The sequence below is a fragment of the Streptomyces sp. genome (assembly GCF_035563135.1).
Taxonomy (GTDB): domain Bacteria; phylum Actinomycetota; class Actinomycetes; order Streptomycetales; family Streptomycetaceae; genus Streptomyces.
In genome coordinates this window covers 1-23,252 of sequence record NZ_DATMVN010000193.1, presented here as the reverse complement: position 1 = coordinate 23,252, position 23,252 = coordinate 1, and the positions used below count along the sequence as shown (strand labels likewise).

General features: G+C 69.7%; 21 protein-coding genes. 12 read left to right on the top strand and 9 right to left on the bottom strand.

Annotated elements, in window-relative coordinates; genetic code table 11:
* Positions 1–35: 35 nt before the first annotated feature.
* Positions 36–2,183 (bottom strand): hypothetical protein, encoded by a 2,148-nt coding sequence (locus VN520_RS08430; protein WP_325746227.1) that lies wholly within the window; start codon positions 2,181–2,183, stop codon positions 36–38.
* Between the two features lie 352 nt (positions 2,184–2,535).
* On the opposite strand from VN520_RS08430, the gene VN520_RS08425 reads away from it, so the two are divergent.
* A complete protein-coding gene (locus tag VN520_RS08425) occupies positions 2,536–4,284 on the top strand; it encodes a DUF6119 family protein (protein WP_325746226.1) in 1,749 nt (582 codons plus the stop codon).
* Between the two features lie 139 nt (positions 4,285–4,423).
* Positions 4,424–5,815, top strand: a complete 1,392-nt coding sequence (locus tag VN520_RS08420) for a hypothetical protein (protein ID WP_325746225.1) — start codon at positions 4,424–4,426, stop codon at positions 5,813–5,815.
* Positions 5,816–5,831: 16 nt separating this feature from the next.
* Here VN520_RS08420 and VN520_RS08415 read toward each other — a convergent pair whose 3' ends face one another.
* From VN520_RS08415 to ychF, 3 genes are all read right to left on the bottom strand, one after another.
* Complete coding sequence (locus VN520_RS08415) at positions 5,832–6,245, bottom strand: PIN domain-containing protein (RefSeq protein ID WP_325746224.1); 414 nt, start codon at positions 6,243–6,245, stop codon at positions 5,832–5,834.
* Positions 6,227–6,511, bottom strand: a complete 285-nt coding sequence (locus tag VN520_RS08410; protein ID WP_028438980.1) for a hypothetical protein — start codon at positions 6,509–6,511, stop codon at positions 6,227–6,229. Before VN520_RS08410 ends, VN520_RS08415 begins: the two co-directional genes overlap by 19 nt.
* Before the next feature lie 281 nt (positions 6,512–6,792).
* Positions 6,793–7,881: a redox-regulated ATPase YchF gene (gene ychF / locus VN520_RS08405; protein ID WP_325746223.1), complete on the bottom strand. Its 1,089-nt coding sequence runs from the start codon at positions 7,879–7,881 to the stop codon at positions 6,793–6,795.
* 408 nt (positions 7,882–8,289) lie between these two features.
* Between ychF and VN520_RS08400 the strand changes: the two genes are divergently transcribed.
* A complete protein-coding gene (locus VN520_RS08400) occupies positions 8,290–8,796 on the top strand; it encodes a DUF6542 domain-containing protein (RefSeq protein ID WP_414719797.1) in 507 nt (168 codons plus the stop codon).
* 3 nt (positions 8,797–8,799) lie between these two features.
* Here the strand turns inward: VN520_RS08400 and ppgK are convergent, their stop codons facing one another.
* Positions 8,800–9,537, bottom strand: coding sequence for a polyphosphate--glucose phosphotransferase (gene ppgK / locus VN520_RS08395; protein ID WP_325746221.1), 738 nt, complete (start codon positions 9,535–9,537; stop codon positions 8,800–8,802).
* 101 nt (positions 9,538–9,638) lie between these two features.
* Complete coding sequence (locus tag VN520_RS08390; protein WP_325746220.1) at positions 9,639–10,628, bottom strand: 4-hydroxy-3-methylbut-2-enyl diphosphate reductase; 990 nt, start codon at positions 10,626–10,628, stop codon at positions 9,639–9,641.
* Positions 10,629–10,706: 78 nt separating this feature from the next.
* Here VN520_RS08390 and VN520_RS08385 point away from each other — a divergent pair, with 78 nt between their 5' ends.
* The 4 genes from VN520_RS08385 (at position 10,707) to VN520_RS08370 (ending at position 14,475) form a co-directional block, all read left to right on the top strand.
* The gene (locus VN520_RS08385; RefSeq protein WP_325746219.1) at positions 10,707–12,056 is read left to right on the top strand and encodes an APC family permease; all 1,350 of its coding nucleotides are present in this window, start codon (positions 10,707–10,709) and stop codon (positions 12,054–12,056) included.
* Between the two features lie 129 nt (positions 12,057–12,185).
* A complete protein-coding gene (gene xseA / locus VN520_RS08380) occupies positions 12,186–13,397 on the top strand; it encodes an exodeoxyribonuclease VII large subunit (RefSeq protein WP_325746218.1) in 1,212 nt (403 codons plus the stop codon).
* Between the two features lie 40 nt (positions 13,398–13,437).
* Positions 13,438–13,692 carry an exodeoxyribonuclease VII small subunit gene (locus VN520_RS08375; RefSeq protein ID WP_325746217.1) on the top strand — a complete coding sequence of 85 codons (255 nt, stop codon included), beginning with the start codon at positions 13,438–13,440 and terminating at the stop codon, positions 13,690–13,692.
* Positions 13,693–13,884: 192 nt separating this feature from the next.
* Positions 13,885–14,475, top strand: a complete 591-nt coding sequence (locus VN520_RS08370) for a malonic semialdehyde reductase (protein ID WP_325746216.1) — start codon at positions 13,885–13,887, stop codon at positions 14,473–14,475.
* Between the two features lie 185 nt (positions 14,476–14,660).
* Here VN520_RS08370 and VN520_RS08365 read toward each other — a convergent pair whose 3' ends face one another.
* Positions 14,661–15,215 (bottom strand): DUF4245 domain-containing protein, encoded by a 555-nt coding sequence (locus tag VN520_RS08365; RefSeq protein ID WP_414719794.1) that lies wholly within the window; start codon positions 15,213–15,215, stop codon positions 14,661–14,663.
* A gap of 144 nt (positions 15,216–15,359) precedes the next feature.
* On the opposite strand from VN520_RS08365, the gene glpX reads away from it, so the two are divergent.
* Positions 15,360–16,391, top strand: a complete 1,032-nt coding sequence (gene glpX, locus VN520_RS08360) for a class II fructose-bisphosphatase (protein ID WP_325746214.1) — start codon at positions 15,360–15,362, stop codon at positions 16,389–16,391.
* Between the two features lie 64 nt (positions 16,392–16,455).
* On the opposite strand, the gene VN520_RS08355 is transcribed toward glpX, so the two are convergent.
* Together VN520_RS08355 and VN520_RS08350 are read right to left on the bottom strand one after the other, a co-directional pair.
* On the bottom strand, positions 16,456–16,827 hold the full coding sequence (locus VN520_RS08355) for a WhiB family transcriptional regulator (protein ID WP_325746213.1): 372 nt from the start codon (positions 16,825–16,827) through the stop codon (positions 16,456–16,458).
* 166 nt (positions 16,828–16,993) lie between these two features.
* A complete protein-coding gene (locus tag VN520_RS08350; RefSeq protein ID WP_325746212.1) occupies positions 16,994–17,665 on the bottom strand; it encodes a DUF1707 SHOCT-like domain-containing protein in 672 nt (223 codons plus the stop codon).
* Positions 17,666–17,941: 276 nt separating this feature from the next.
* Between VN520_RS08350 and VN520_RS08345 the strand changes: the two genes are divergently transcribed.
* The 4 genes from VN520_RS08345 (at position 17,942) to fomD (ending at position 22,818) form a co-directional block, all read left to right on the top strand.
* On the top strand, positions 17,942–19,618 hold the full coding sequence (locus VN520_RS08345) for a fumarate hydratase (RefSeq protein ID WP_325746211.1): 1,677 nt from the start codon (positions 17,942–17,944) through the stop codon (positions 19,616–19,618).
* Between the two features lie 315 nt (positions 19,619–19,933).
* Positions 19,934–20,449, top strand: a complete 516-nt coding sequence (locus tag VN520_RS08340) for a hypothetical protein (protein WP_325746210.1) — start codon at positions 19,934–19,936, stop codon at positions 20,447–20,449.
* Positions 20,450–20,650: 201 nt separating this feature from the next.
* Positions 20,651–22,054 carry a class II fumarate hydratase gene (locus tag VN520_RS08335; RefSeq protein ID WP_325746209.1) on the top strand — a complete coding sequence of 468 codons (1,404 nt, stop codon included), beginning with the start codon at positions 20,651–20,653 and terminating at the stop codon, positions 22,052–22,054.
* Between the two features lie 44 nt (positions 22,055–22,098).
* Positions 22,099–22,818: a cytidylyl-2-hydroxypropylphosphonate hydrolase gene (fomD, locus tag VN520_RS08330; RefSeq protein WP_325746208.1), complete on the top strand. Its 720-nt coding sequence runs from the start codon at positions 22,099–22,101 to the stop codon at positions 22,816–22,818.
* The last annotated feature ends 434 nt before the right edge of the window (positions 22,819–23,252 follow it).

Genomic DNA, 23,252 nt, shown 5'->3' with positions numbered 1-23,252 from the left:
GGCGCTCGGGTCTCCTTCAAGAGTCGGACGAGAGATCAGACGAGAGGGGGTTCGGTGAGGGTCAGCGTGCCGTCGACGAGGCCGGCGGCGGTCAGGGAAGTCAAGTCGTCGAGGGCCGCCGCGTGCTGGCGCAGCAGGGCCGTACGGCGGGCGATGTCGGCCAAGAGCGCGTCATACCGCTCGGCCTCGTCGCCGGGGAGGTCGGGGATGAGGAGGTCCTCTATGCGGCGGGCGGAGCGGACCGCGCCACTCACCCGCCGATGTTCGGCTGCCGCCGAGCGCAGGAGCGCTGCCAGGACACGGGGCCGTACGGGATGCTCAGCATCGGCTCGTACACGCAGGACGCGGGCGGGGAAGGCGACCACGGACAGGCCCTCGTCGTCGACGTACGCGCCGAAGCTCGGGGTGGCGGTGACGACGATGTCGCCGGGTTCGGTGAAGCAGGCGTGCTCGTAGGTGTTGAGCAGCACGGCGCGGTCTATGCGGTGACTGTCGACCGGCGCGCTGCCGGTGATCTCGGCCGCGGTGAGGACGGTGTAGTGGCCCTTGCCTCCGGTGAGGAGGTGTTCGGCGGCGATGCGGTGGCCGGGCAGTCGGCGCAGGCGGCGGTCCTTGAGCAGGCGGGCCACGGTGGTACGGCGGGCCGGCTGGTCGTCGGGGCGCAGGACGGCGTTGGCGCGGATCGTGGGCGCGTGGTCGAGTGCGCTACGGGTGGCGTCGATCAGCTGCTGGAGGCGGAGTTCGATCTCGGAGATGCGGGCCGGGCGTTCAACGACGGAGCGGGTGTAGCGGTCGGCGTGCGGGCGGTGCTGCGGGGTGAACGCGGCACCGGGTGCGCTTGTCAGCGCGGTGGCCCGGACGACGGCGGCGTTGCGCGGTTCGTGGCGGCTGTCCGCCCGCCAGCCGGCCTCACGGAAGATGTCGATGTCCTCGGCCAGCGCGTCTAGAGCCTGCGCGGTAAGGGTGCGTGAGGAGAGGTCGGCGAGGAGGATCTGGCCGGTGCGCTGTCCTTCGGGGGTGCGGTGCAGGACCCAGACCGCGGTGCGGTGGGCCGGGCGGAAAGGGAGCACGCCTTCGGGGAGGCTGATCGCGGCCTTTAGGAGGTGCTGTTCCAGGAAGCCCCGGCGCAGGCGGTCTGCTTCCCCGCGTGCGGGCAGGGGGCGGACGAGCGCATCGGCGGGGCCCAGGACGATGGCCGTGCAGTCCTCGGCGAGGAGGTCGGTGAGGTCCTGCAGGTTCTGCAGGACGGCGAGCGAGCTGCGGGTCTCGGCCGCCTCGTAGGGGAGGGCACAGACGACGACGTGCGGGTCTCCCCAGTCGTCCGTGGCCAGTTCCTCGCCGTCCACGAGGTCCATCTCGTACTCCTGGACGCCTTGGGCCATGAGGCGGCGGCGGGCGAGCCGGGCTAGGTCCGGCATCGGGTCCGCGGAGAGGAAGAAGGGCATGCCCTCGGCGTCGGACACTGCTTCGCGCAGGGCGACCAGCAGATCTCCGCTCCTGGGGTACAGGACGGCGGCCGTCGCCCCTTGCTCGCGCTCGTTCAGACGCGCGATGCCGGACAGATGGGCCATCGCCCGACTCACCAGCGGAATCGGTTCGTCGGCGGCGAGGTCGTCGCAGCCCAGGCGGCGGCGCGCGTCCATGACCCGTTCGAGCGCGTCGGCCGGGGTGTAGGCGGCCTCGGTGAGGTGGTCGGCGAGTACAGCGAGCAGGGGGCCCTGACGTTCGGCATCCGGCAGGTCGCGTAGTTCTTTGTGGAGGTAGGTGTCCTCGAAGTCGGTCTCCGAGGCGCGCTCCAGGATCGTGCGCCACGGCAGCTCGGAGAGCGGTTCGTCGAGGAGCTGGCGCAGGCAGAGCAGCGCGGTCACCGTGTCGACCAGCGTGCGGGCAGGGATCGTGCGCCGCCAGGCGGACAGGGTGTGCAGCACCCACTCCGCCTGGATCTGGTCGGAGCCAGCATTGCCTCGGCCGGTGGACAGCAGCCATTCGGCGACTTCGCCGCCGTCGAAGAGCGGGCTGGCTCCCTCGTATGCGACGGGCTCAGGGAAGTCCGCGTGCCGGCGCACCCAGGTGGTAACGACGGGCCGTTGGACCTGGGCCAAGTTCCCGATTTCGGCGTAACTGATCCGCCAGGAGGTCTCCTCCGGCAGGATGGGAGCGGTTGCTTCACGTGTGCCGGCCATGCGGTTCCGCTCCCTTCGTGACGACCGCCTCGTGCTCTCGGTCGAGAACGTTTCTCCCAGTGCACCTCACACGCTACAGCCGGTCGAGCTCTCAGCTTCACCAGCAGTTGATAACCAGGGTTATCAGGTTCTCGAACAATTTCACCTCCGATCTTCTGGCACCTTCGTCACCATCACCCCGGCACCACCCGCCGGGACGCCGGCCCCATACGAGTCTGACCGCACCGGCGTCCTCATCGCCGCACCTCTGCTCCCTTGCCGGGCACTCACCCCTGTCCGCCTCGACACCACCCGTCCCGTAAGGCCGCTCGTGTTACCGACCCGCACCGCAACCTCGCCCCAGGAGACCTCTGTGTCCAGCACCGCGTCGAAGCGCACCCTGTACCGCCTGACCCACGTCAAGGCGACCCCTGAGTCGATGCTCGAAGCCCTCGACGTCGACGCCCTCGACACCCTCGACGCGGTCGTGCGCGACGTCAGCGATCACATGGGAGTTCCCGCCCTCGCGGTGTCCTTCGCCGTAGCGAAGGAGGAAGCCGCCTGGGGCAAGGATGTCCTCCGGCTCGCCGGCGAATCGGACCTGCTGCAGAGCGAGCAGCGCACCGGCGCACTGCTCGTGCTCGCCGTCGACGACGTGGTGTACGCGATCGGCTTCGACCAGGGCTACCGGCTTCTCCCCGCCCAACTCAAGGACGCGCACTTCGGTCTGTCCTTCGGTATCCGCGCCATCAACCCGCGTCAGGTGCGGGACTTCACCGCCAGCGTCCTCGGCCAGGCGCGCATCGACAGTTCCCTGATCCATGCCGGCGCCTCCGTACCGGCACTCGGACTCCGGGACCACGGGCGGATCATCCGCCACCTCGGCGGCTACCTCGACGAAGTCGACCTCACCGCAGGGAGCGGCACCAGGAACGGGGCCATGACCGCGGAGGGCGGCATCGGTCTCCGTATCAAACTCGGCACCACCCCCGCCACACTGATCAAGGACATCCGCGCCATCGCCGCGATCTGCGAGCACGTCGTTCCCCACCCCGACCTGGCCTTCGTCGAGCACATCACCGCGGTCAAGGACCCTTCCCTCATCGACGCGCTCGACGCGGAACTGGACGCCACGCTCGGCCGTCCCGCAGATGGCCGGATCATCACCGCCGTCCCCTTCTCCCAGAGCACCGACCTGCCCCGGTCCACCGCCTGCACCATCAAGATCGGGTCCTGCCCGCCCCACCTCCGGGACGAGTTCAGTCTCGACTACGTCCTGGAGCGGGCCCGTGTGATCAAGGCAGGCGCCCGCGTCACGGCGCTCCGGCAGGGCACCGTCGAACTGTTTCGTGACACGCTCTCCGCACGGACCGCGCTCGCCCCGCGCACCGCCTCGCTGGAAGCCCTGTCCAAGGAAACCGCCATGAAGTGGATCGAGGCCACCTTCTCCCTCAGCTCCCGCACGTTCTGTCTGCTCGACGGTGAGTGGTACGAGCTCGGGGCGGGCTACCTGCGCAACGTCAACGAGACCGTGGCTCCCTTGTTCCCCGACGCGCCCTCAGTCGATCTCCCCCGCTGGCCGCTCGTCGAGAAGCTCAACAGGAAGGGTATGCGCGTGATGCGTCCCGCAGACGAAGGCGACTACAACAAGCTGGCCGCCCAGGCCCGTCGCGGCTGGGTCTGCCTGGACAAGAAGAATGTCCACAACCCCTTTCGGGCAAGCAACTCCGTCGAGATCTGCGACCTGTTCACCGAGGACGACACTCTTGTCCTCGTGAAGCCCGCGCACTCCTCGAGCCCGCTGAGTCACCTGTTCAGCCAGGCGCGCGTCTCCGTTGAGCTCCTCTTCGAGAACGCGGCCGTGCGCGCGGAGTTCGCCCGGTCCGTACACGTGAACAGCGATCCGGCCCGCAGCATCCCCGAGGACTTCACCCCGCGCCGCGTCGTCTTCGCGATCCTTCTGAAGGACGGAGCCAAGCTCACGCCGGACTCCCTCTTCCCGTTCTCCGCCATCACCCTGGCCCAGACCGCGAAGGCCCTCGCCGCTCGCGGCGTGACCATCGAAGTCATCGGCATCGAAAGCGAGTCGGCCCAGTCCGCCATGCGCGACGAGGCTGCGTAGCCGCCCGGGACTCTCGCCGTAAACACGCCCTCTATATCTCTCATCCGAACGAGGAGTCCTTTCAACAACCCAGAATTCCCGCAAGGGCAGCTGGCATCGTCTCCGGGGGCGGGGCACCCAGGGAACGGCGGGAGGCTACATGGAACAGGCCCTCAACAAACGGCAGCAGGCCGTGCTCGACTGGGTGGGCCAGGGGTGTCCCGACGGAGTCTGGCCGGACAGCACGTACAAGACCAGCGGACAAGCCCTGCAGAACCGAGGGCTCATCAAGGTCACCAAACGCCGCGGGCATTGGAGCGCTCACCTCACCGAGAAGGGGCGGCAGCATCTCATCGAACGCGGCATCCGCCCCGTGGAGCAGAGCACCCGACCGCCGGAGCGCCCCGCCCGAGAACCGGCACCGCCGCGCCCCCGAGCCGTGCCGAAGGCCCTTGCGAACTACGCGGACCAGCTACTCGATGAACTGGCGGTTGCGAACGACGGCTGTCTCATCAAGCCCATCGAATCCGGCCCGCACGCGGTGAATTGGGCGTCACGGGTCAACGCCGCCCGCAAGTCCGGCAAGATCCCCCACACGCAGGAACTCCACGGATACCGCACCCACCGCGGCTACGAGATCAAGCTGGTCGACATCCCTGCCTGGCGCCTCGCGGAACTCACCCCGCTCCCTGTGCCGGCCAGACTCACCAAACCCCATGCCGTCGTCGCCGCCCTCCAAAAGCAGCCGCAGCCCATGGGCCTGACCAAACCCCTCCAGGGCCGAGCCCTGCGCATCATCCAAACCCTCATCGCCGCCACCACAGCCCAAGGCCACAAGGCATCGCTCGGAACCACACAAGGCGCGCCCCCACCCCACCGGCGCCGCAAGGCACCACCGCACTTCTCCATCACCGCCCAAGGCGAAAGTGTCGGATTCCTCGTCCTCCAAGAACAGGACCGCCGCGAACACGTCCCCACAGACAAGGAACTCGCCGACGCCAAGAAGCACTCATGGATGCGCATCCCCCGCTTCGACTACACCCCCTCCAGCCGCCTACGCTTCATACTCCGCGGCGGCAGCCCGCACCGTGCAAGCGAATGGGCAGATCTCCCCGACCGGCCTCTGGAAGAACAACTCGCCGAGATCGTGCAGGAGGTCGGACTCCGCGGCGAGGCCGCAGAACGCAAACGCCTTGCAGACCAGCAAGCCAGAGAGGTACAGCAAAAGCGCTGGGAAGCCGCCATGCAGGAAGCCCACGCCTCCTACACCCACGCCTACCGCGTCAAACAGCTCGGAGAACAGGCAGACACCTGGTACCAGGCCAGGCGCCTGACTGAATACGTCGCAGCAGTAGGCGTCCATGCCACATCACTTCCGCCCGGGCAGGAGCGGACCGAGGTCGAGGCGTGGCTCGCGTTCGCGGACGCGCACCTCCAGAACCTCACCGAATCGGCCTCAGCGCCGAAACTGCCCACGCCGCCGAAACCCAGCGGCGACGACCTCAAGCCCTTCCTCGGTCACTGGAGCCCCTACGGACCCCGCTCCTACTGAGCCGGACCGAGGGAAATCACACCGCCACGAGCCGGACCCGCTCCCCGCACAGCTTGGCCATGTCGTCAATATCGGAAGTCAGCATGACCACGGGGCGATGCTGTCGCAGCGCGGCCTCGGCGACGGCCGCATCGATCGCGTACTTGTGTCCGTGCAACCCGGCGTTCATCAGCAGCTTCGAGGCCGCCCTTGCCTCTTCGTCACCGACCGGGACGACCCGCAGCCCGGAAAGCACCCAGTTCAGGCGGGACTTGTTCGTACGCGCGTGGACGGCCTCGATGACGGTGAGCGCACTGATCACAACCTCCATACCGCGCGACCGCGCCTCAGCGATCAGGGCCACCACCTGCTCTTCGTCAGCGAGCAGCTTCGAGAGTCCCTCGCTGTCGAGGACCAGCGTCCCCTCGTGACTCAGCCTGCGGCGGGCCACTCGGCCTCCTCGGCGAACACCTCGTCGAAGACCTGCCGCGCCCGTTGACGAGCCGGCTCGGAGACCGGCCCCTTGCGGCTCTCGTAGTCCGCCAGGTACTCGTCCAGGACCTGCCCGCGCAGCTCACGCTCGACCGCCTCGGCGATGAACGCGGAGAACTCCCGCTTGCCCACCCGAGCCCGGATCGCCTCCGCGGTCCCCTCCGGCAGCGACAAGCTCACCCGCGTCGCTGGCCCTTCCCCGATGCTGTACGTCGCCTCAGCCATGCCCCCGATTGTGTCAAACGAGTAGGAAAAGCGCCACGTCCGCACTACCTTCACAGCTCGGTCAGCGCCCCGCTCACACAAATCCCAGCACGGGCACCCCCAACTCATCCCAACACGATCCCAGCACGGTACGGATGAACAGGGATGACGACAGGTGACGAGGGATCAGCTATCCCAGCACCATCCCAGCACGGGAAAAAACAAAGGGCCCGACTCCGAAGAGTCGGGCCCCATCCGACCTGCACGTTTGCCAGATCAGCGACGTGGTGTTATGTCAGCCGCTACACATTGAAGCGGAACTCCACCACGTCGCCGTCCTGCATCACGTAGTCCTTGCCCTCCATGCGTGCCTTGCCCTTGGCGCGGGCCTCGGCGACCGAGCCCGTCTCCACGAGGTCCTCGAAGGAGACGATCTCCGCCTTGATGAAGCCCTTCTCGAAGTCGGTGTGGATCACACCGGCCGCCTCCGGTGCCGTGGCGCCCTTCTTGATCGTCCAGGCGCGGGCCTCCTTCGGGCCTGCCGTGAGGTAGGTCTGGAGGCCCAGGGTGTCGAAGCCGACGCGGCCGAGGGTGGCGAGGCCGGGCTCTTCCTGGCCCATGGACTGGAGGAGTTCGAGGGCCTCTTCGTCATCGAGCTCGATCAGCTCGGACTCGATCTTGGCGTTGAGGAAGATGGCCTCCGCCGGAGCGACCAGGGCGCGCTGTTCGGCCTTGAAGTCCTCGTCGACCAGCTCGTCCTCGTCCACGTTGAACACGTACAGGAAGGGTTTCGTCGTGAGCAGGTGCAGCTCGTGGAGGAGCCGTCCCTTCTCGGTGCCGGCCGTGATGCCCTGGGAGAAGAGCGTGTCGCCCGCCTCCAGGATCTTCTGGGCCTCCTCGACGGCGGCGAGTACCGCGACCTTGTCCTTCTGGAGGCGGGACTCCTTCGTCAGGCGCGGGACGGCCTTCTCGACGGACTGGAGGTCGGCCAGGATCAGCTCGGTGTTGATCGTCTCGATGTCGTCCTTGGGCGAGACCTTGCCGTCGACGTGGACGACGTTCTCGTCCTTGAAGGCGCGGATGACCTGGCAGATCGCATCGGACTCGCGGATGTTCGCGAGGAACTTGTTGCCCAGGCCCTCACCCTCGCTCGCGCCCCGCACGATGCCCGCGATGTCGACGAAGTCGACGGTTGCGGGGAGCAGCTTCTGCGAGTTGAAGATCTCGGCGAGCTTGTTCAGCCGGGGGTCGGGGACGCCCACGACGCCGACGTTCGGCTCGATGGTGGCGAACGGGTAGTTGGCCGCCAGTACGTCGTTCTTGGTCAGGGCGTTGAACAGGGTCGACTTGCCGACATTCGGCAGGCCGACGATTCCGATCGTGAGCGACACTTTGGCGACTTCCTGAAGTGGAGGAGAGGGGCTGTCCGGGCGGGCCGGGAGTGGGACCGATTCTCCAGTTTACGGGCGGGGCCGGGCAGGCCGTCACGGGTGCGGGAGCGGGCGGGGGAACGGAGGCGGGAGCAGGCGGGGGAACGGGGGCGGGGACGGATGTGGGAACAGGTGCGGAAGCGGGGAGCCGCCCCGAGTCGAACGGTCGTGTTTCGGCCGTGTGGGATCGAACGCAACGCCAAGGTCAGCCAAAGCGCGTGTCCAACGCCCGAAAGAGTGCACCCGGCGCCCTAGGTTGTCGGGGTGGAGCAGCACAGGACACGTACCCCGCAGCGCAGGCAGCCCCCGCAGGCCCAGCCCGCCCCGCCCGGTGGCCTCGGCGAGGTCACGGCCCCGGCCGCCTGTCCGGTGACGGTGACGGTCGCGCCGACGGCAGGAGCGGCGCCCAAGCCCCGGCCCGGGGGTGGCGTCCCGCCCGTGGTCCTGGCGCTGCGCCGGTTCCCCGACCCCCGGCTGACCGGCATCGGCGCCGGGCTCTTCGCGGCCCTGGCCATGTTCCTGCTGGCCTGTCTGGACCGGTTGCTCCTGGGCGGTTCGGAGCTCGTGTACGGGCTGCTGTTCCTGCCCGTCAGCGCCCTGACCGCCCTCTGGGTACGGCCCGCCGACCTGGTGACCGCCCCGATCATCGTGCCCATCGCCTTCGCGGTCGGCGTGATCCCCGTCGCCGGGGGCACAGGCGGCTTCGGCGGGCAGGCGATGGCTGTCGTGACCGCGCTCGCCGTCCAGGCCGGCTGGCTGTACGGGGGCACGCTCATCGCCGGTCTCATCGCCACCGTACGGAAGGTCCGGCAGATGCGGGAGCGGCAGCGGCACCTGCTCAGGGCCGACCGGGCTGCACGCCGCCCCCGCGCGTAGGGCCTACTTGCCGGCGGCCGCCATGGCCGCGCCGACGATGCCGGCGTTGTTCTGCAGCTGGGCCGGGATCATCTCGGCCCGTACGTGCTCGATGAGCGGCAGGAACTTCTCCGCCTTGCGGCTGACGCCGCCGCCGATGATGAAGAGCTCGGGCGAGAACAGCATCTCCACGTGGGCCAGGTATTTCTGCACCCGGTGGGCCCAGTGCGGCCAGCTCAGGTCCTCGTCCTCCTTGGCCTTCGTGGAGGCGCGCTTCTCCGCGTCGTGGCCGTGCAGCTCCAGGTGGCCGAGCTCGGTGTTGGGGACCAGCTGCCCGCCGGTGAAGACCGCGCTTCCGATGCCCGTGCCGAGCGTGAGCACGATCACCGTGCCCTTACGGCCACGGCCCGCCCCGAAGGTCATCTCGGCGACACCGGCCGCGTCGGCGTCGTTGAGGATCGTGACGGGCTGCCCGATCCGGTCGCTGAGCAGCGCCCGGGCGTCCGTGTCGATCCATCCCTTGTCCACATTGGCCGCGGTCCTGGTGATGCCGCCCGTGACGACTCCGGGGAACGTGATGCCGACCGGCCCCTGCCAGTCGAAATGGCCGACGACCTCTGCCACACCGTCGGCCACGCTCCGGGGCGTGGCCGGGTGGGGGGTCAATACCTTGTGGCGCTCCTGCGCCAGCTCTCCGCGGTCCAGGTCCACGGGCGCACCCTTGATCCCTGAACCGCCGATGTCCACACCGAAGATCTCCATGCGATCCACCGTACGGGCAGGTGGCTCGTATCACTCCCCGGAGGGGCGATCCGGTGGGCGCGCCAGGGGGCGCGCCGGGTGAAGAGGCGGGCGCGCCGGGGCTATTCGGCGGAGAGTGCCGCGGCCTCGGCGCGCAGGTCGCGCCGGAGTTCCTTGGGCAGCGAGAAGGTGATCGACTCGTCCGCGGTCTTCACCGTCTCCACGTCCGCGTAACCCCGCTCGCCCAGCCACTCCAGCACGCCGTCGACCAGGACGTCGGGCACCGAGGCACCGGAGGTGAGGCCGACCGTGGTGACGCCTTCCAGCCACGCCTCGTCGATCTCGTCGGCGAAGTCCACCAGGTGGGCGGCGGGCGCGCCGGCGTCCAGGGCGACCTCGACCATGCGGATCGAGTTGGAGGAGTTCTTCGAGCCGACCACGATGACCAGCTCGGCGTCCTCGGCCAGCTTCTTCACCGCGACCTGGCGGTTCTGCGTGGCGTAGCAGATGTCGTCGCTCGGCGGGGAGAGGAGGTTGGGGAACTTCTGCTTGAGGGCGCCGACGGTCTCCATCGTCTCGTCGACCGACAGCGTGGTCTGGGAGAGCCAGACGACTTTGGACTCGTCGCGGACCTCGACGTTTGCGACGTCCTCGGGGCCGTCGACGAGCGTGATGTGGTCGGGCGCCTCTCCGCTCGTGCCGATGACCTCCTCGTGGCCCTCGTGGCCGATCAGGAGGATGTCGTAGTCCTCCTTGGCGTAGCGGACGGCTTCCTTGTGGACCTTGGTGACCAGCGGGCAGGTCGCGTCGATGGTGGCGAGCTTGCGCTCGGCGGCCTCCGCGTGGACGGTCGGTGCGACGCCGTGCGCGGAGAACATCACGATGGAGCCCTCGGGCACCTCCGCGGTCACGTCGACGAAGATCGCGCCCTTCTTCTCCAGCGTTTGCACGACGTACTTGTTGTGCACGATCTCGTGACGGACGTAGATCGGGGCACCGTACTGTTCCAGGGCCTTCTCGACGGCGATCACGGCGCGGTCCACACCCGCGCAGTAGCCACGGGGCGCGGCGAGCAGGACACGGCGGGCAGGAGTTGCAGTCATGCGTCCCATCGTAAGGCCGTACCGAACAGGCGCCGGGTCGGCGGGGTCGCGAGACTGATGCGTACGCAATCAAGCGGTGGAGGCTTCATGGCGGGCAGCGGCAGCAGCGCGGAAGAGGGGAAGCTGCGGCGCACCCTCGGGTTCCGGGACCTGGTGGTCTACGGGCTGCTGTTCATCGCGCCCATGGCCCCGGTCGGCGTGTTCGGGACGCTGGACGCCAAGTCCGACGGGGCTGTGGCGCTGGTGTATCTCGTGGCGACCGTGGTGATGGCCTTCACCGCGTTCAGTTACGCCCAGATGGTCCATGTGGCCCCCCTCGCCGGATCGGTCTTCGCGTACGCCCGTAAGGGGCTCGGGGAAGGGCCCGGGTTCATCGCCGGCTGGATGGCGATGCTCGACTACCTGCTCATCCCCGCGGTCGCCTACCTCTTCTCCGGGATCGCGATGAACGCGCTGGTCCCCGGGGTGTCGCGATGGGTGTGGACGGCGATCGCGGTGGTCGTGACGACCGCGCTCAACCTCTGGGGCGTACGGGCCGCGGCCCGGGTGGGCTTCGCTGTGCTCGCCATGGAGATCGTGGTGCTGCTGGTGTTCGTGGTGTCGGCGGTGGTGGTGCTGGTCCGGGACGGGGCGCAGCGTGGCTGGCTGACGCCGCTCACCGGGGACTCCGGGTTCTCCATGACCGCGGTGCTGGGGGCGGTGTCCATCGCCGTGCTGTCCTATCTGGGCTTCGACGCGATCGCCTCGTTCGCGGAGGAGGTGACGGGGGGTTCGGCGAAGGTGGCACGGGCCGTGCTGTTCTGCCTGGTGCTGGCCGGCACGCTGTTCGTGGCCCAGTCGTATCTGGCGGCGTTGCTGGAACCGGTGAGCTCGGCGGAGCTGGCGGCGGATCCGGTGAAGCAGGGGTCCGCCTTCTACGACGCGGTGGATGCCTCGGTCGGGACCTGGCTGCACGACCTGGTGGCCGTCAGCAAGGCGATCGGCGCGGCCTTCGCGGCGCTGGCCGGGCAGGCGGCGGCCGGGCGGCTGGTGTTCGCGATGGCCAGGGAGCGGCGGCTCCCCTCGTTCCTGTCCCGGGTCGACGCCCGGTCCGGGGTGCCGCGCGTGGCGATCACCGGCGCCGCGGTGGTGACCCTGGTGGCGGCGGTGTGGGCGGCCCGGCGCGACGACGGACTCGACCATCTGGTGTCGGTGGTGGACGTCGGGGCGCTCACCGCGTTCGTGCTGCTGCACGCGTCGGTGGTGGGCTGGTTCGCCGTACGCCGGATGGAGGGACCGCCGAGCTGGTGGCGCCATGTGCTGATGCCGGTGGTGGGCGCGGCCGTCCTGGTCGCGGTGATCCTGGAGGCGACGACGAGCGCCCAGCTGGTGGGGCTGTGCTGGCTGGGCATCGGACTGGTGGTGCTCGCGGTGCAGTGGGGGCGGCGGGCCGCCTAGGGGCTTTCGTCCGGGCGGGGGCGGCGGGCCGTCCAGGAGTTTTCGTCCGGGCGGGGCCAGGCGCCGCGAGCCCGGCACGGTCCAGGGGAAAGGCCCTGGTTGTCGGCATCGGCCGATACGCTCGCCCGTATGGCTCTCACTACGTCCCCGGAAGCCCCGCTGCCCGTCGGCGACGTGTCACGGCTGATCGGTGGGTGGATCGACCGGCTCGGCGCGGTCTGGGTCGAGGGGCAGATCACCCAGCTGTCACGCCGGCCGGGCGCCGGGGTGGTGTTCCTGACGCTGCGCGACCCGTCCCACGACATCTCGGTGAGTGTGACCTGCTTCCGGCAGGTCTTCGACCGGATCGCCGATGTGGTGTCGGAGGGGGCGCGGGTCGTCGTCCTCGCCAAGCCGGAGTGGTACGCCCCGCGGGGGCAGCTCTCCCTGCGGGCCACGGAGATCCGGCCGGTGGGCATCGGCGAGCTGCTGGTGCGGCTGGAACAGCTGAAGAAGTCGCTGGCGGCCGAGGGGCTCTTCGCGCTGGACCGCAAGAAGCCGCTGCCGTTCCTGCCGCAGCTGATCGGCCTGGTCTCCGGGCGGGCGTCGGCGGCGGAGCGTGATGTGCTGGAGAACGCCAGGCGGCGCTGGCCCGCGGTGCGCTTCGAGGTGCGCAACACCGCGGTGCAGGGCGTGCACGCGGTGAATCAGGTGGTCCAGGCGGTCCAGGAGCTGGACGGACTGCCGGAGGTCGATGTGATCGTCGTCGCCCGTGGCGGCGGCAGCGTCGAGGACCTGCTGCCGTTCTCCGACGAGGCGTTGATCAGGGCGGTCGCCGCGTGCCGCACACCCGTGGTCTCCGCCATCGGGCACGAGCCTGATTCCCCGCTGCTGGACCTGGTGGCCGATCTGCGGGCGTCGACCCCGACGGACGCGGCGAAGAAGGTCGTGCCGGACGTGGGCGAGGAGCTCGACCGTGTCCAGCAGCTCCGGGACCGGGCGCTGCGGACCGTACGGGGGCTCATCGACCGGGAGGAGCGGGGGCTGGCGCACGCGCTGGGCAGGTCCTCCATGGAGCGGCCCGAGCGGATGGTGGACGAACGGGAGGCGGAGATCGACGCGCTGACCGGGCGGAGCCGCAGGGTGCTCGGGCACCTGCTGGACCGCGCCGACTCGGAGCTCGCGCACACCCGTGCCCGGGTCGTGGCGCTGTCACCCGCGGCGACGCTGGAGCGGGGTTACGCGGTGCTCCAGCGGCCGGACGGTCACGTGGTGCGCTCCCCCGCGGACGCGGGGGAGCCTGGCGAGGAGCTGCGGGCGCGCGTCTCCGAGGGCGAGTTCACCGTACGGGTCGCGGAGTGAGCGGCCGGGTTTGTCGGAGCCCGCGCATAGGGTGGTCCGTATGACGGACGACGGGACGACGACGGCTGCGACGACGGACACGCCCGGGTACGAGCAGGCACGGGACGAGCTGATCGAGGTCGTACGCCGCCTGGAGGCGGGCGGCACGACGCTGGAGGAATCGCTGGCCCTGTGGGAGCGCGGCGAGGAGCTGGCGAAGGTGTGCCGACGCTGGCTGGAGGGCGCGCGGGCCCGGCTGGACGCGGCACTGGCGCGCCCCGAGGGGCCCTCGGATGCGGACGGCGCCACGGACTGAGGGGTACGCGGAGGCGCTTCGGACGGGCGCGTGCCGTGAATCACGCACAACTGCCCGGTTCAGACGCCACGCCGGATCAGACGGTTGTGCGGTGGATCACCCCGGGAGCCATTTAGTTGAACTTTAATCTATTTTTCGGCTACGATGCTCCCACAGCTCGACCCTGCATCCGTCCGGAAGGTAACGCCCCAGATGTCTCTCGTTCTTGACCCCGCCGCCCAGGACCTCCTCTTCCGTGAGGCCCGCACTGCCAACACGTTCACCGACGAGCCGGTGACCGACGAGCAGGTCCAGGCGATCTACGACCTGGTCAAGTACGGCCCCACCGCCTTCAACCAGTCGCCGCTGCGCGTCGTCCTGGTCCGCACGCCGGAGGGCCGTGAGCGCCTCGTGAAGCACATGGCCGAGGGCAACCGGCCGAAGACCTCCGCCGCCCCGCTGGTCGCGCTGCTCGTCGCGGACCACGAGTTCCACGAGGAACTCCCGGCGCTCCTTCCGCACTTCCCGCAGGCCAAGGACGCGTTCTTCTCCGAGCGCCCGGTCCGCGAGCAGTCCGCCGCGCTGAACGCCGCACTGCAGGCGGCCTACTTCATCATCGGCGTCCGCGCCGCCGGCCTGGCCGCCGGCCCGATGACCGGCTTCGACGCCGAGGGCATCGAGAAGGAGTTCCTGGACGGCGACCACAAGCTGCTCATGGCCGTCAACATCGGCAAGCCCGGCGAGGACGCCTGGCTCCCGCGTCTGCCGCGCCTGTCCTACGACGAGGTCATCACGACCGTCTGACCCCCTCCGGGACCTGTGCCCCCCTCCGGGACCTGGTCCCGGGCCTGATTCCCCTCCTGGAATCCGGCCCGGCAGAAGAGCCCCGCAACGCCGAGCGTCGCGGGGCTCTCGCGGTTCCCGCCCGGCTTCACCCTGTCCCGGCGGAGGCCGGTGGCCGCAGACAGGGAGCCGGTGGCCGGTCGCCGTCAGGAAGCGGCAGGCGTACCGGACGCGGTGCCGACGGAGGCCGTCTTCAGAGCGGCAGCCATCTCCGCCAGCCGCTCCGCCGGGGCCGAGCCGGTGACCACCGTCGTCACACCCTCGGCCTGCAGCACCAGCGCGTCGTACTTCGGGCCCTCCCAGACCTGCCAGGCCCGGCCCGAGACCTCACGCGTACGCCCGGTGTTCTCGGCGTTCTGGCTGACCTGGGGCACGTACTTCTTCGCCGGGGTCGTCGACTGCTCGACGGCCACGTACCGGTCGTCCGGGTCGAGGTAACCGAGGTGCCAGCCCGCACCCTTGTGGCCCTCGTACGAGACGGAGGTCGGCTTCCAGTCCTTCGCCAGTCCCGCCGGGGCCGCCACCGGGTACGGGGCGGCGCGCCGGGCCGTCGCGAGCTCGACCCGGTAGTCGACCGCCTTGATCGGGTCGGCCTTGTCGTCGTGCGGAATGAAGATGTAGACGACGCCCGCCACCGCGGTGATCACGAGCATCGACAGGATCATGTCCCGGACGGTCTGCTTGCCTCGCTTGCTTGCCACGGTCCCCATGGTGGCATGGGCCCCCGGGCGCACAGCCATCGGGCACCCGCTCATAAGTGACCCGATCTGCTCATTTTATCGACCTACCGATAGAGTCACAGCACCCTCTTTTCCGGTCGTCGTCGTACAGAAAGGTGCGCTCCGATGTCCGAGCATCATCTGCCGTCCCCGCTCGAGGTCTCCCCGGAGGCCCCCGACCGCAACCTGGCCCTGGAACTGGTGCGGGTCACCGAGGCCGCCGCCATGGCCGCCGGGCGCTGGGTCGGCCGCGGCGACAAGATCGGCGCCGACGGTGCCGCTGTGAAAGCCATGCGTACGCTCGTCTCCACCGTGTCGATGAACGGCATCGTCGTCATCGGTGAGGGCGAGAAGGACGAAGCCCCCATGCTGTTCAACGGCGAACGCGTCGGCGACGGCACCGGGGCCGAGGTCGACATCGCCGTCGACCCGATCGACGGCACCACGCTCAACGCGAAGGGCATGCCGAACGCGATCGCCGTACTGGCCGCCGCGGACCGGGGCGCGATGTTCGACCCGTCCGCCGTCTTCTACATGGACAAGCTGGTCACCGGCCCGGAAGCCGCCGACTTCGTCGACATCAACGCGCCCGTGTCCGTGAACATCCGGCGCGTCGCGAAGGCCAAGAGCTCGGCGCCCGAGGACGTCACGGTCGTCATCCTGGACCGGCCCCGGCACGAGGACATCGTCAGGGAGATCCGGGAGACCGGCGCCCGGATCAAATTCATCTCCGACGGCGATGTCGCCGGGTCGATCATGGCGGCCCGCGAGGGAACCGGCGTCGACCTGCTCATGGGTATCGGCGGCACTCCCGAGGGCATCATCTCGGCCTGCGCCATAAAGTGCCTCGGCGGTGTCATCCAGGGCAAGCTCTGGCCCAAGGACGAGGCCGAGCGGCAGCGTGCGCTGGACGCCGGTCACGACCTGGACCGGGTCCTGTCGACGGACGACCTCGTCAGCGGGGACAACGTGTTCTTCGTCGCCACCGGGATCACCGACGGCGAACTGCTGCGCGGTGTGCGGTACCGCGCGGAGACCGCGACCACGGAGTCCCTGGTGATGCGGTCCAAGTCGGGCACGATCCGCAGGATCGACTCGACGCACCGGCTCTCGAAGCTGCGTGCCTACAGCGCGATCGACTTCGACCGCGCCAAGTAGCCCTGGCCACGCGGAGGCGGACGGCGACCGGGCAGAGCGCCGTCCGCCTCCGCGTGCGCGGGGTTCAGCCCGCTGCGGCTATGCGTCCTGTCGGGGCCGCCGCCTTGAGCTCCATGTCGCGTCTCCGGCGCCGGGTGAGCACCACGCGGCGTTCGGCGGCGGTGAGGCCGCCCCACACCCCGTAGGGCTCGGGCTGGATGAGCGCGTGCTCCCGGCACTCCACCATCACCGGGCACCTCGCACAGACCTGTTTCGCGGCTTCCTCGCGGGCCAGCCGGGCAGCAGTCGGCTCCTTCGACGGGGCGAAGAACAGCCCGGCTTCGTCCCGGCGGCACACCGCCTCCGAATGCCAGGGCCCCGCCTGGTCCTCCCGCGCGGATGTGCGCTGGGACGGCACGGCGGCGACCTGCAGGGGCTGATGCGGCATGTCCAGCACGGTCCACTCCTGACGACGGCTTGGGCTTCGCGAGCGAGAGGCGATGCAGCTCTCCCTACCCGCTGTGCGCACGCCTATGCACTGAGTGGCGTCGTCTTCGCCCTTCCCCGCGGTGCCGCCGCGTCGCGGACCGGCCTGAAATGCGCGGTGGTCCGGCCGCCCGGCCTCAGTGGCCGAGGTGTTTGCGCAGGTGCTTGTGGAGGTTGGCGATGAGCTTGCCGCGCTTGGGTTTCGCCTCGACGTTCCCGAACACGGAGTAGCCGTTCACGACGACCACCGGCGCTTCCGGGTCGGCGGATTCCAGCGTGTCGACTTCGAAATTGCCGAAAACACCAGTTCCGCTGCCGCGCAGCGAGATGTTCTCGGGAACCTTGATCTCGACGCTGCCGAAGATGGAGGTCGCGTTGATGACCGTGAGCCGCTGGCCGAACAGCGCCTCGGTCAGGTCGATCTCGACGCTGCCGAAGAGCGAGAAGGCGTTCGTACGGCCGCCGACGCGCCAACGGCCCTTGCGGGTGGAGCTGCTGAAGACCGCCACCAGATTCTCGGCGGGCCCGGCCGTCCCCTCGGGTCCGTACCCGTAGGACGAGGCGGGCTGCCGGGCGGTGCCGCTCGGTGCCGGCAGGTCCTGGACCAGGGGTTCGAGCTCGCCGAGGGTCTTGGCCCGGTAGACCAGGTCGACCCGCTCGGCGTGCTCGTCGGCGGTCAGCCGGCCCTCGGCCATGGCCTCCCGCAGGATGTCCGCGATCCGGTCGCGGTCCGCGTCGGAGGCGCGGATTCCGGCGGGCGCGGGAGCGGCCGGAGCGACGGGCTGCTGGGGCTGCTTTTCGAGGTCCACCGAACCAGCCTACCCAGACGCGATAGATCGCGACCAGTGCCTCACCGGCCTTGCCCGAAATCCGGCCGCGCCCCGGCTCCTCCCGCACCCCGGCTCCCACCGCGCCCCGGCTCCGGCCGCGCTCCCTCCCACCCCGGCCGTACCCCCGCACCCGCCCCGCCCCGCCGGAGCGTGCGATCCGGGTGAGCCCTACCTCACAGGACCGGCGCGCCCCGGGGGTCCTACCCTGGTGGATGCGCTGTCCAAGGGTGGCCAGCCGCTGTCGCCGAGTGAGGAATGGCCGTAATGCCAGAGTTTGCGTACTCCGATCTGCTCCCGCTGGGAGAGGACACCACGCCGTACCGGCTGGTGACCGCCGAGGGCGTCTCGACCTTCGAGGCCGACGGCCGTACGTTCCTCAAGGTGGCTCCGGAGGCTCTGCGCACCCTCGCGGCCGAGGCCATGCACGACATCTCGCACTATCTGCGCCCGGCCCACCTGGCACAGCTGCGCCGGATCGTGGACGACCCCGAGGCCTCGTCCAACGACAAGTTCGTCGCGCTGGACCTCCTGAAGAACGCGAACATCGCCGCCGCGGGTGTCCTGCCGATGTGCCAGGACACCGGTACGGCCATCGTGATGGGCAAGCGCGGCCAGAACGTGCTCACCGAGGGCGGTGACGAGGAGGCCCTGTCGCACGGCATCTTCGACGCGTACACGAAGCTCAACCTGCGGTACTCGCAGATGGCCCCGCTGACCATGTGGGACGAGAAGAACACCGGCTCGAACCTCCCGGCCCAGATCGAGCTGTACGCGACGGACGGCGGCGCCTACAAGTTCCTCTTCATGGCGAAGGGCGGTGGCTCGGCCAACAAGTCCTTCCTCTTCCAGGAGACCAAGGCCGTCCTCAACGAGGCCTCCATGATGAAGTTCCTGGAGGAGAAGATCCGTTCGCTGGGCACGGCGGCCTGCCCGCCCTACCACCTGGCGATCGTCGTCGGCGGTACGTCGGCCGAGTTCGCGCTGAAGACCGCGAAGTACGCCTCCGCCCACTACCTGGACGAGCTGCCCGCCGAGGGTTCCCCGACCGGTCACGGCTTCCGGGACAAGGAGCTGGAGGAGAAGGTCTTCGAGCTGACGCAGAAGATCGGCATCGGCGCCCAGTTCGGCGGCAAGTACTTCTGCCACGACGTCCGGGTCGTCCGCCTCCCCCGGCACGGCGCCTCGCTGCCCGTGGCGATCGCGGTGTCCTGCTCGGCCGACCGCCAGGCGACCGCGAAGATCACCGCCGAGGGTGTGTTCCTGGAGCAGCTGGAGAAGGACCCGGCGCGCTTCCTCCCGGACACCACGGACGAGCACCTGGACGAGTCCGGTGACGTGGTGCGGATCGACCTCAACCGGCCGATGGACGAGATCCTCGCCGAGCTGACCAAGTACCCGGTCAAGACCCGGCTCTCGCTGACGGGCCCGCTGGTCGTGGCGCGTGACATCGCGCACGCCAAGATCAAGGAGCGGCTCGACGCGGGCGAGGAGATGCCGCAGTACCTCAAGGACCACCCGGTGTACTACGCAGGCCCGGCGAAGACGCCCGAGGGCTACGCGTCCGGCTCCTTCGGCCCGACGACGGCCGGCCGCATGGACAGCTACGTCGCACAGTTCCAGGCGGCGGGCGGCTCCAAGGTGATGCTCGCCAAGGGCAACCGGTCCAGGCAGGTCACGGACGCGTGCGACGCGCACGGCGGCTTCTACCTCGGCTCGATCGGCGGCCCCGCCGCACGTCTCGCGCAGGACTGCATCAAGAAGGTCGAGGTCGTCGAGTACGAGGAGCTCGGCATGGAGGCGGTCTGGCGGATCGAGGTCGAGGACTTCCCCGCGTTCATCGTGGTCGACGACAAGGGCAACGACTTCTTCACCGAGCCCGCCCCGGCACCGACGTTCACGAGCATTCCGGTCCGCGGCCCCGGCCTCGGCTGATCTTCCCGCTTCCAGGGGGTGCCCGGCCGTCGGCCGGGCACCCCCTGGGGCGTTCCGCTCCGGTCCGTGCGGTGGCCGGGGCGGCATATACCGGCCACCCGGCCCCGGTGCTCCAGAGCTTTTGCCCCCGGATGCCCGTCCTGGCATGGCGCTCCTGGCATATTCACGCCAGAAACTGTTCAGATCATGACCTCGGTTGCAGGCCACATCTAAGTTGGGCGAGCACCGGGCGCCTTCGTGGGCATCCCTGCGCGTACCGACCGTTGCGCCCGCCACCGGGCAGCTCCCCGCCTCAGGCAGAAAATGGACTCAGCCATGTCTCGTTTCGCAGTCGTCATGCGCGCCGGCCTCGCCGCGGCCGCCCTCGCCGCCGCCGTCCTGACCGCACCCCAGGCCGTCGCCGCGGACCGGCCCGAGGTGTCCGTCACGAGTGAGGCCGACGCCATGACACGGGCCCTGGCCCAGGAGGACCCGCAGACGGCGGCAGCCGCCGCGACGGTGTGCGGCACCGGGTACGCCCTGAGCAAGGCGATCCCCCTGCCGGTGGGGACCGACCCCGACATGCGCCTGGCGACCCTCTTCTCCTACACCAACGGGGGCAAGGGGTGCGCGATCATGGACAACAACGTGGGTGCCTCGCGTTACATGTACCTGAAGCTCTGCAAGGTCGACGGAACCGGCTGCGGCACCGACACCGGCAACTTCTCCCAGTACGCGGGCCCGGTCTACGTGTCGAGCATCGCCTGCGCCAAGGTCACGGCCAGGATGGGCACCTCGTCCAGCAGTCTCTACATCGACTACTCGTCCTCCTATCTGTTCGCCTGCAACTGACCGGCCGGCACTGCGACGGCAAGGGAGCGGGCGTACCTCACGGTGCGCCCGCTCCGCCGTGTACGCCCGCTCCGCCGTGTGCGCCCGGCGGACGGTTCCTCTCCTGACGGTTCCGGGCGGCTCCGGACAGTTCCGGGTGGCGGCCCCCGGGGAATACGCGGAACGTTCCGCGTGCTCACCTGCATCAGGAGGTTCCAGACCATGGACGGATCGGCAGAGGAAACGGCGTACCGCATCGAGCACGACTCGATGGGAGAGGTGAAGGTGCCCGCGCACGCCAAGTGGCGTGCCCAGACCCAGCGCGCGGTGGAGAACTTCCCCGTCTCGGGGCAACGGCTGGAGCGGGCCCACATCGAGGCCCTGGCCCGGATCAAGGCCGCGGCGGCCAAGGTCAACGCCGAGCTGAAGGTGCTGGATCCGGAGATCGCGGACGCGATCCAGGAGGCCGCCGCCGAGGTGGTGGCGGGGTGCTGGGACGAGCACTTCCCCGTGGACGTGTTCCAGACGGGTTCCGGCACGTCGTCCAACATGAACACCAACGAGGTCGTGGCCACGCTCGCCACCGAGCGCCTCGGGCGCGAGGTGCACCCCAACGACCACGTCAACGCCTCCCAGTCGTCGAACGACGTGTTCCCCTCGTCCATCCACATCGCGGCGACCGCGGCCGTCACCGCCGACCTGATCCCGGCGCTCGAACACCTGGCTGCGGCCCTGGAGCGGAAATCGGCCGAATTCGCGGAGGTCGTGAAGTCGGGCCGTACGCACCTGATGGACGCCACCCCCGTCACCCTGGGCCAGGAGTTCGGCGGTTACGCGGCGCAGATCCGCCACGGCGTCGAGCGGCTGCACGCCTCGCTCCCCCGCCTCGCCGAACTCCCCCTGGGCGGCACGGCTGTGGGCACCGGGATCAACACCCCGCCCGGCTTCTCCGCCGCCGTGATCGCGGAGGTCGCCCGCACGACCGGTCTGCCGCTCACGGAGGCCCGGAACCACTTCGAGGCACAGGGCGCCAGGGACGGGCTCGTCGAGGCGTCGGGCCAGCTCCGGACCGTCGCCGTGTCGCTCACCAAGATCTCGAACGACCTGCGCTGGATGGCCTCCGGCCCTCGCACCGGGCTCGCCGAGATCACCCTTCCCGACCTGCAGCCCGGGTCGTCGATCATGCCGGGCAAGGTCAATCCGGTCATCCCGGAGGCCGTGCTGATGGTCGCGGCCCAGGTGACGGGCAACGACGCCACGGTCGCCGCCGCCGGAGCCGCCGGCAACTTCGAGCTCAACGTGATGCTCCCGGTGATCGCGAAGAACCTGCTGGAGTCGGTGCGGCTGCTCACCAACGCCTCGCGGCTGCTCGCCGACCGCACGGTCGACGGCATCACGGCCGACGCGGAGCGGGCGCGGCGCTACGCGGAGTCCTCGCCGTCGGTCGTGACCCCGCTGAACAAGTACATCGGTTACGAGGAGGCGGCGAAGGTCGCCAAGAAGTCCCTGGCCGACGGCACGACGATCCGGGAGACGGTGCTGGCCGGAGGGTACGTCGAGCGGGGTGACCTGACAACGGAACAGCTCGACGAGGCCCTGGACGTGTTGCGTATGACCCGGCCGTGACACGGAACACGCCGGGACGGCGGGCGCGTCCCTAAAATCTCTCCATGACAGCGACGGAAGCGGGTACGGGAGCAGGCACCGGGACGGGTGCGGGTGGTGGTGTGCGCTGGTCTCCGGGGGACCGGATTCTCTGGCGTTACCGGGCCAACGGGAGGCCCGGCGACGGTGACGGCCACGCGGTTCACATCTGCCGGCCGGTCACCGTCGTCCAGGACACCGACGACCTGCTGGCGGTGTGGATGGCCTCCGGCACCGAGTGCGTGCGGCCGGTGATCGCCGACGGCACCCAGGTGCACGCCGAGCCGCTCGCCACCCGCTACACACGCCCGCGCACGACCGTGCGCTCCCGCTGGTTCGGCTCGGGCGTGCTGAAGCTCGCCCGCCCCGGCGATCCCTGGTCGGTCTGGCTGTTCTGGGACCGCGGCTGGCTCTTCCGCAACTGGTACGTCAACCTTGAGGAGCCGCGCTCACGCTGGACCGGCGGGATCGATTCGCAGGACCACTTCCTCGACATCTCGGTGCGCCCCGACCACAGCTGGCAGTGGCTCGACGAGGACGAGTTCGCGCAGGCGCAGCAGGTCGGGCTGATGGACGGGGCCACGGCGCGGCGGGTGCGCGAGGCGGGCCTGGCGGCCGTCGAGGTGATCGAGCGCTGGGGCGCTCCGTTCAGCGACGGCTGGGAGCACTGGAGGCCCGACCCGCGGTGGCCGATCCCCCCGCTGCCGGATGACTGGGACCGCCCCCCTGCTCCCACACCGCCGTGAGACCCTTGATGCACCCCTGGGGGGCGAACGTAGGATCACCCTCCATGAACCGCTCCGCCGGACCGATGGGCCACAACCGGCGAGACCGGACAGGGGCCTGACCACCAGTCACCGCGCGCACCGCATGAGTCACCCGGTTTACGGAGCCGGGTGGACCGTGCGGTCACAGAACCACTACGAGGGGGTGGAGACGTGCTCGCTGTCCGCTGCCCGGCCGCCGGGGGACTCCGTACCGGTCCCTCCGACGGCCGTACGGTTTCGGCCCTCTTTCCCGGGGCATCCGGTGACAGCCGTTGTTCTCACCGCTCCTGCCGGGGCAGAGTGGCGCGAAGCCCCGAGGTGACTGTGATTGCCTCATACAACCGGCCCGGACGGACGGAATCCCACGCGTGACGGAGCACTCCACCTCACACGAAGGCCGGCAGCCGCTCGCC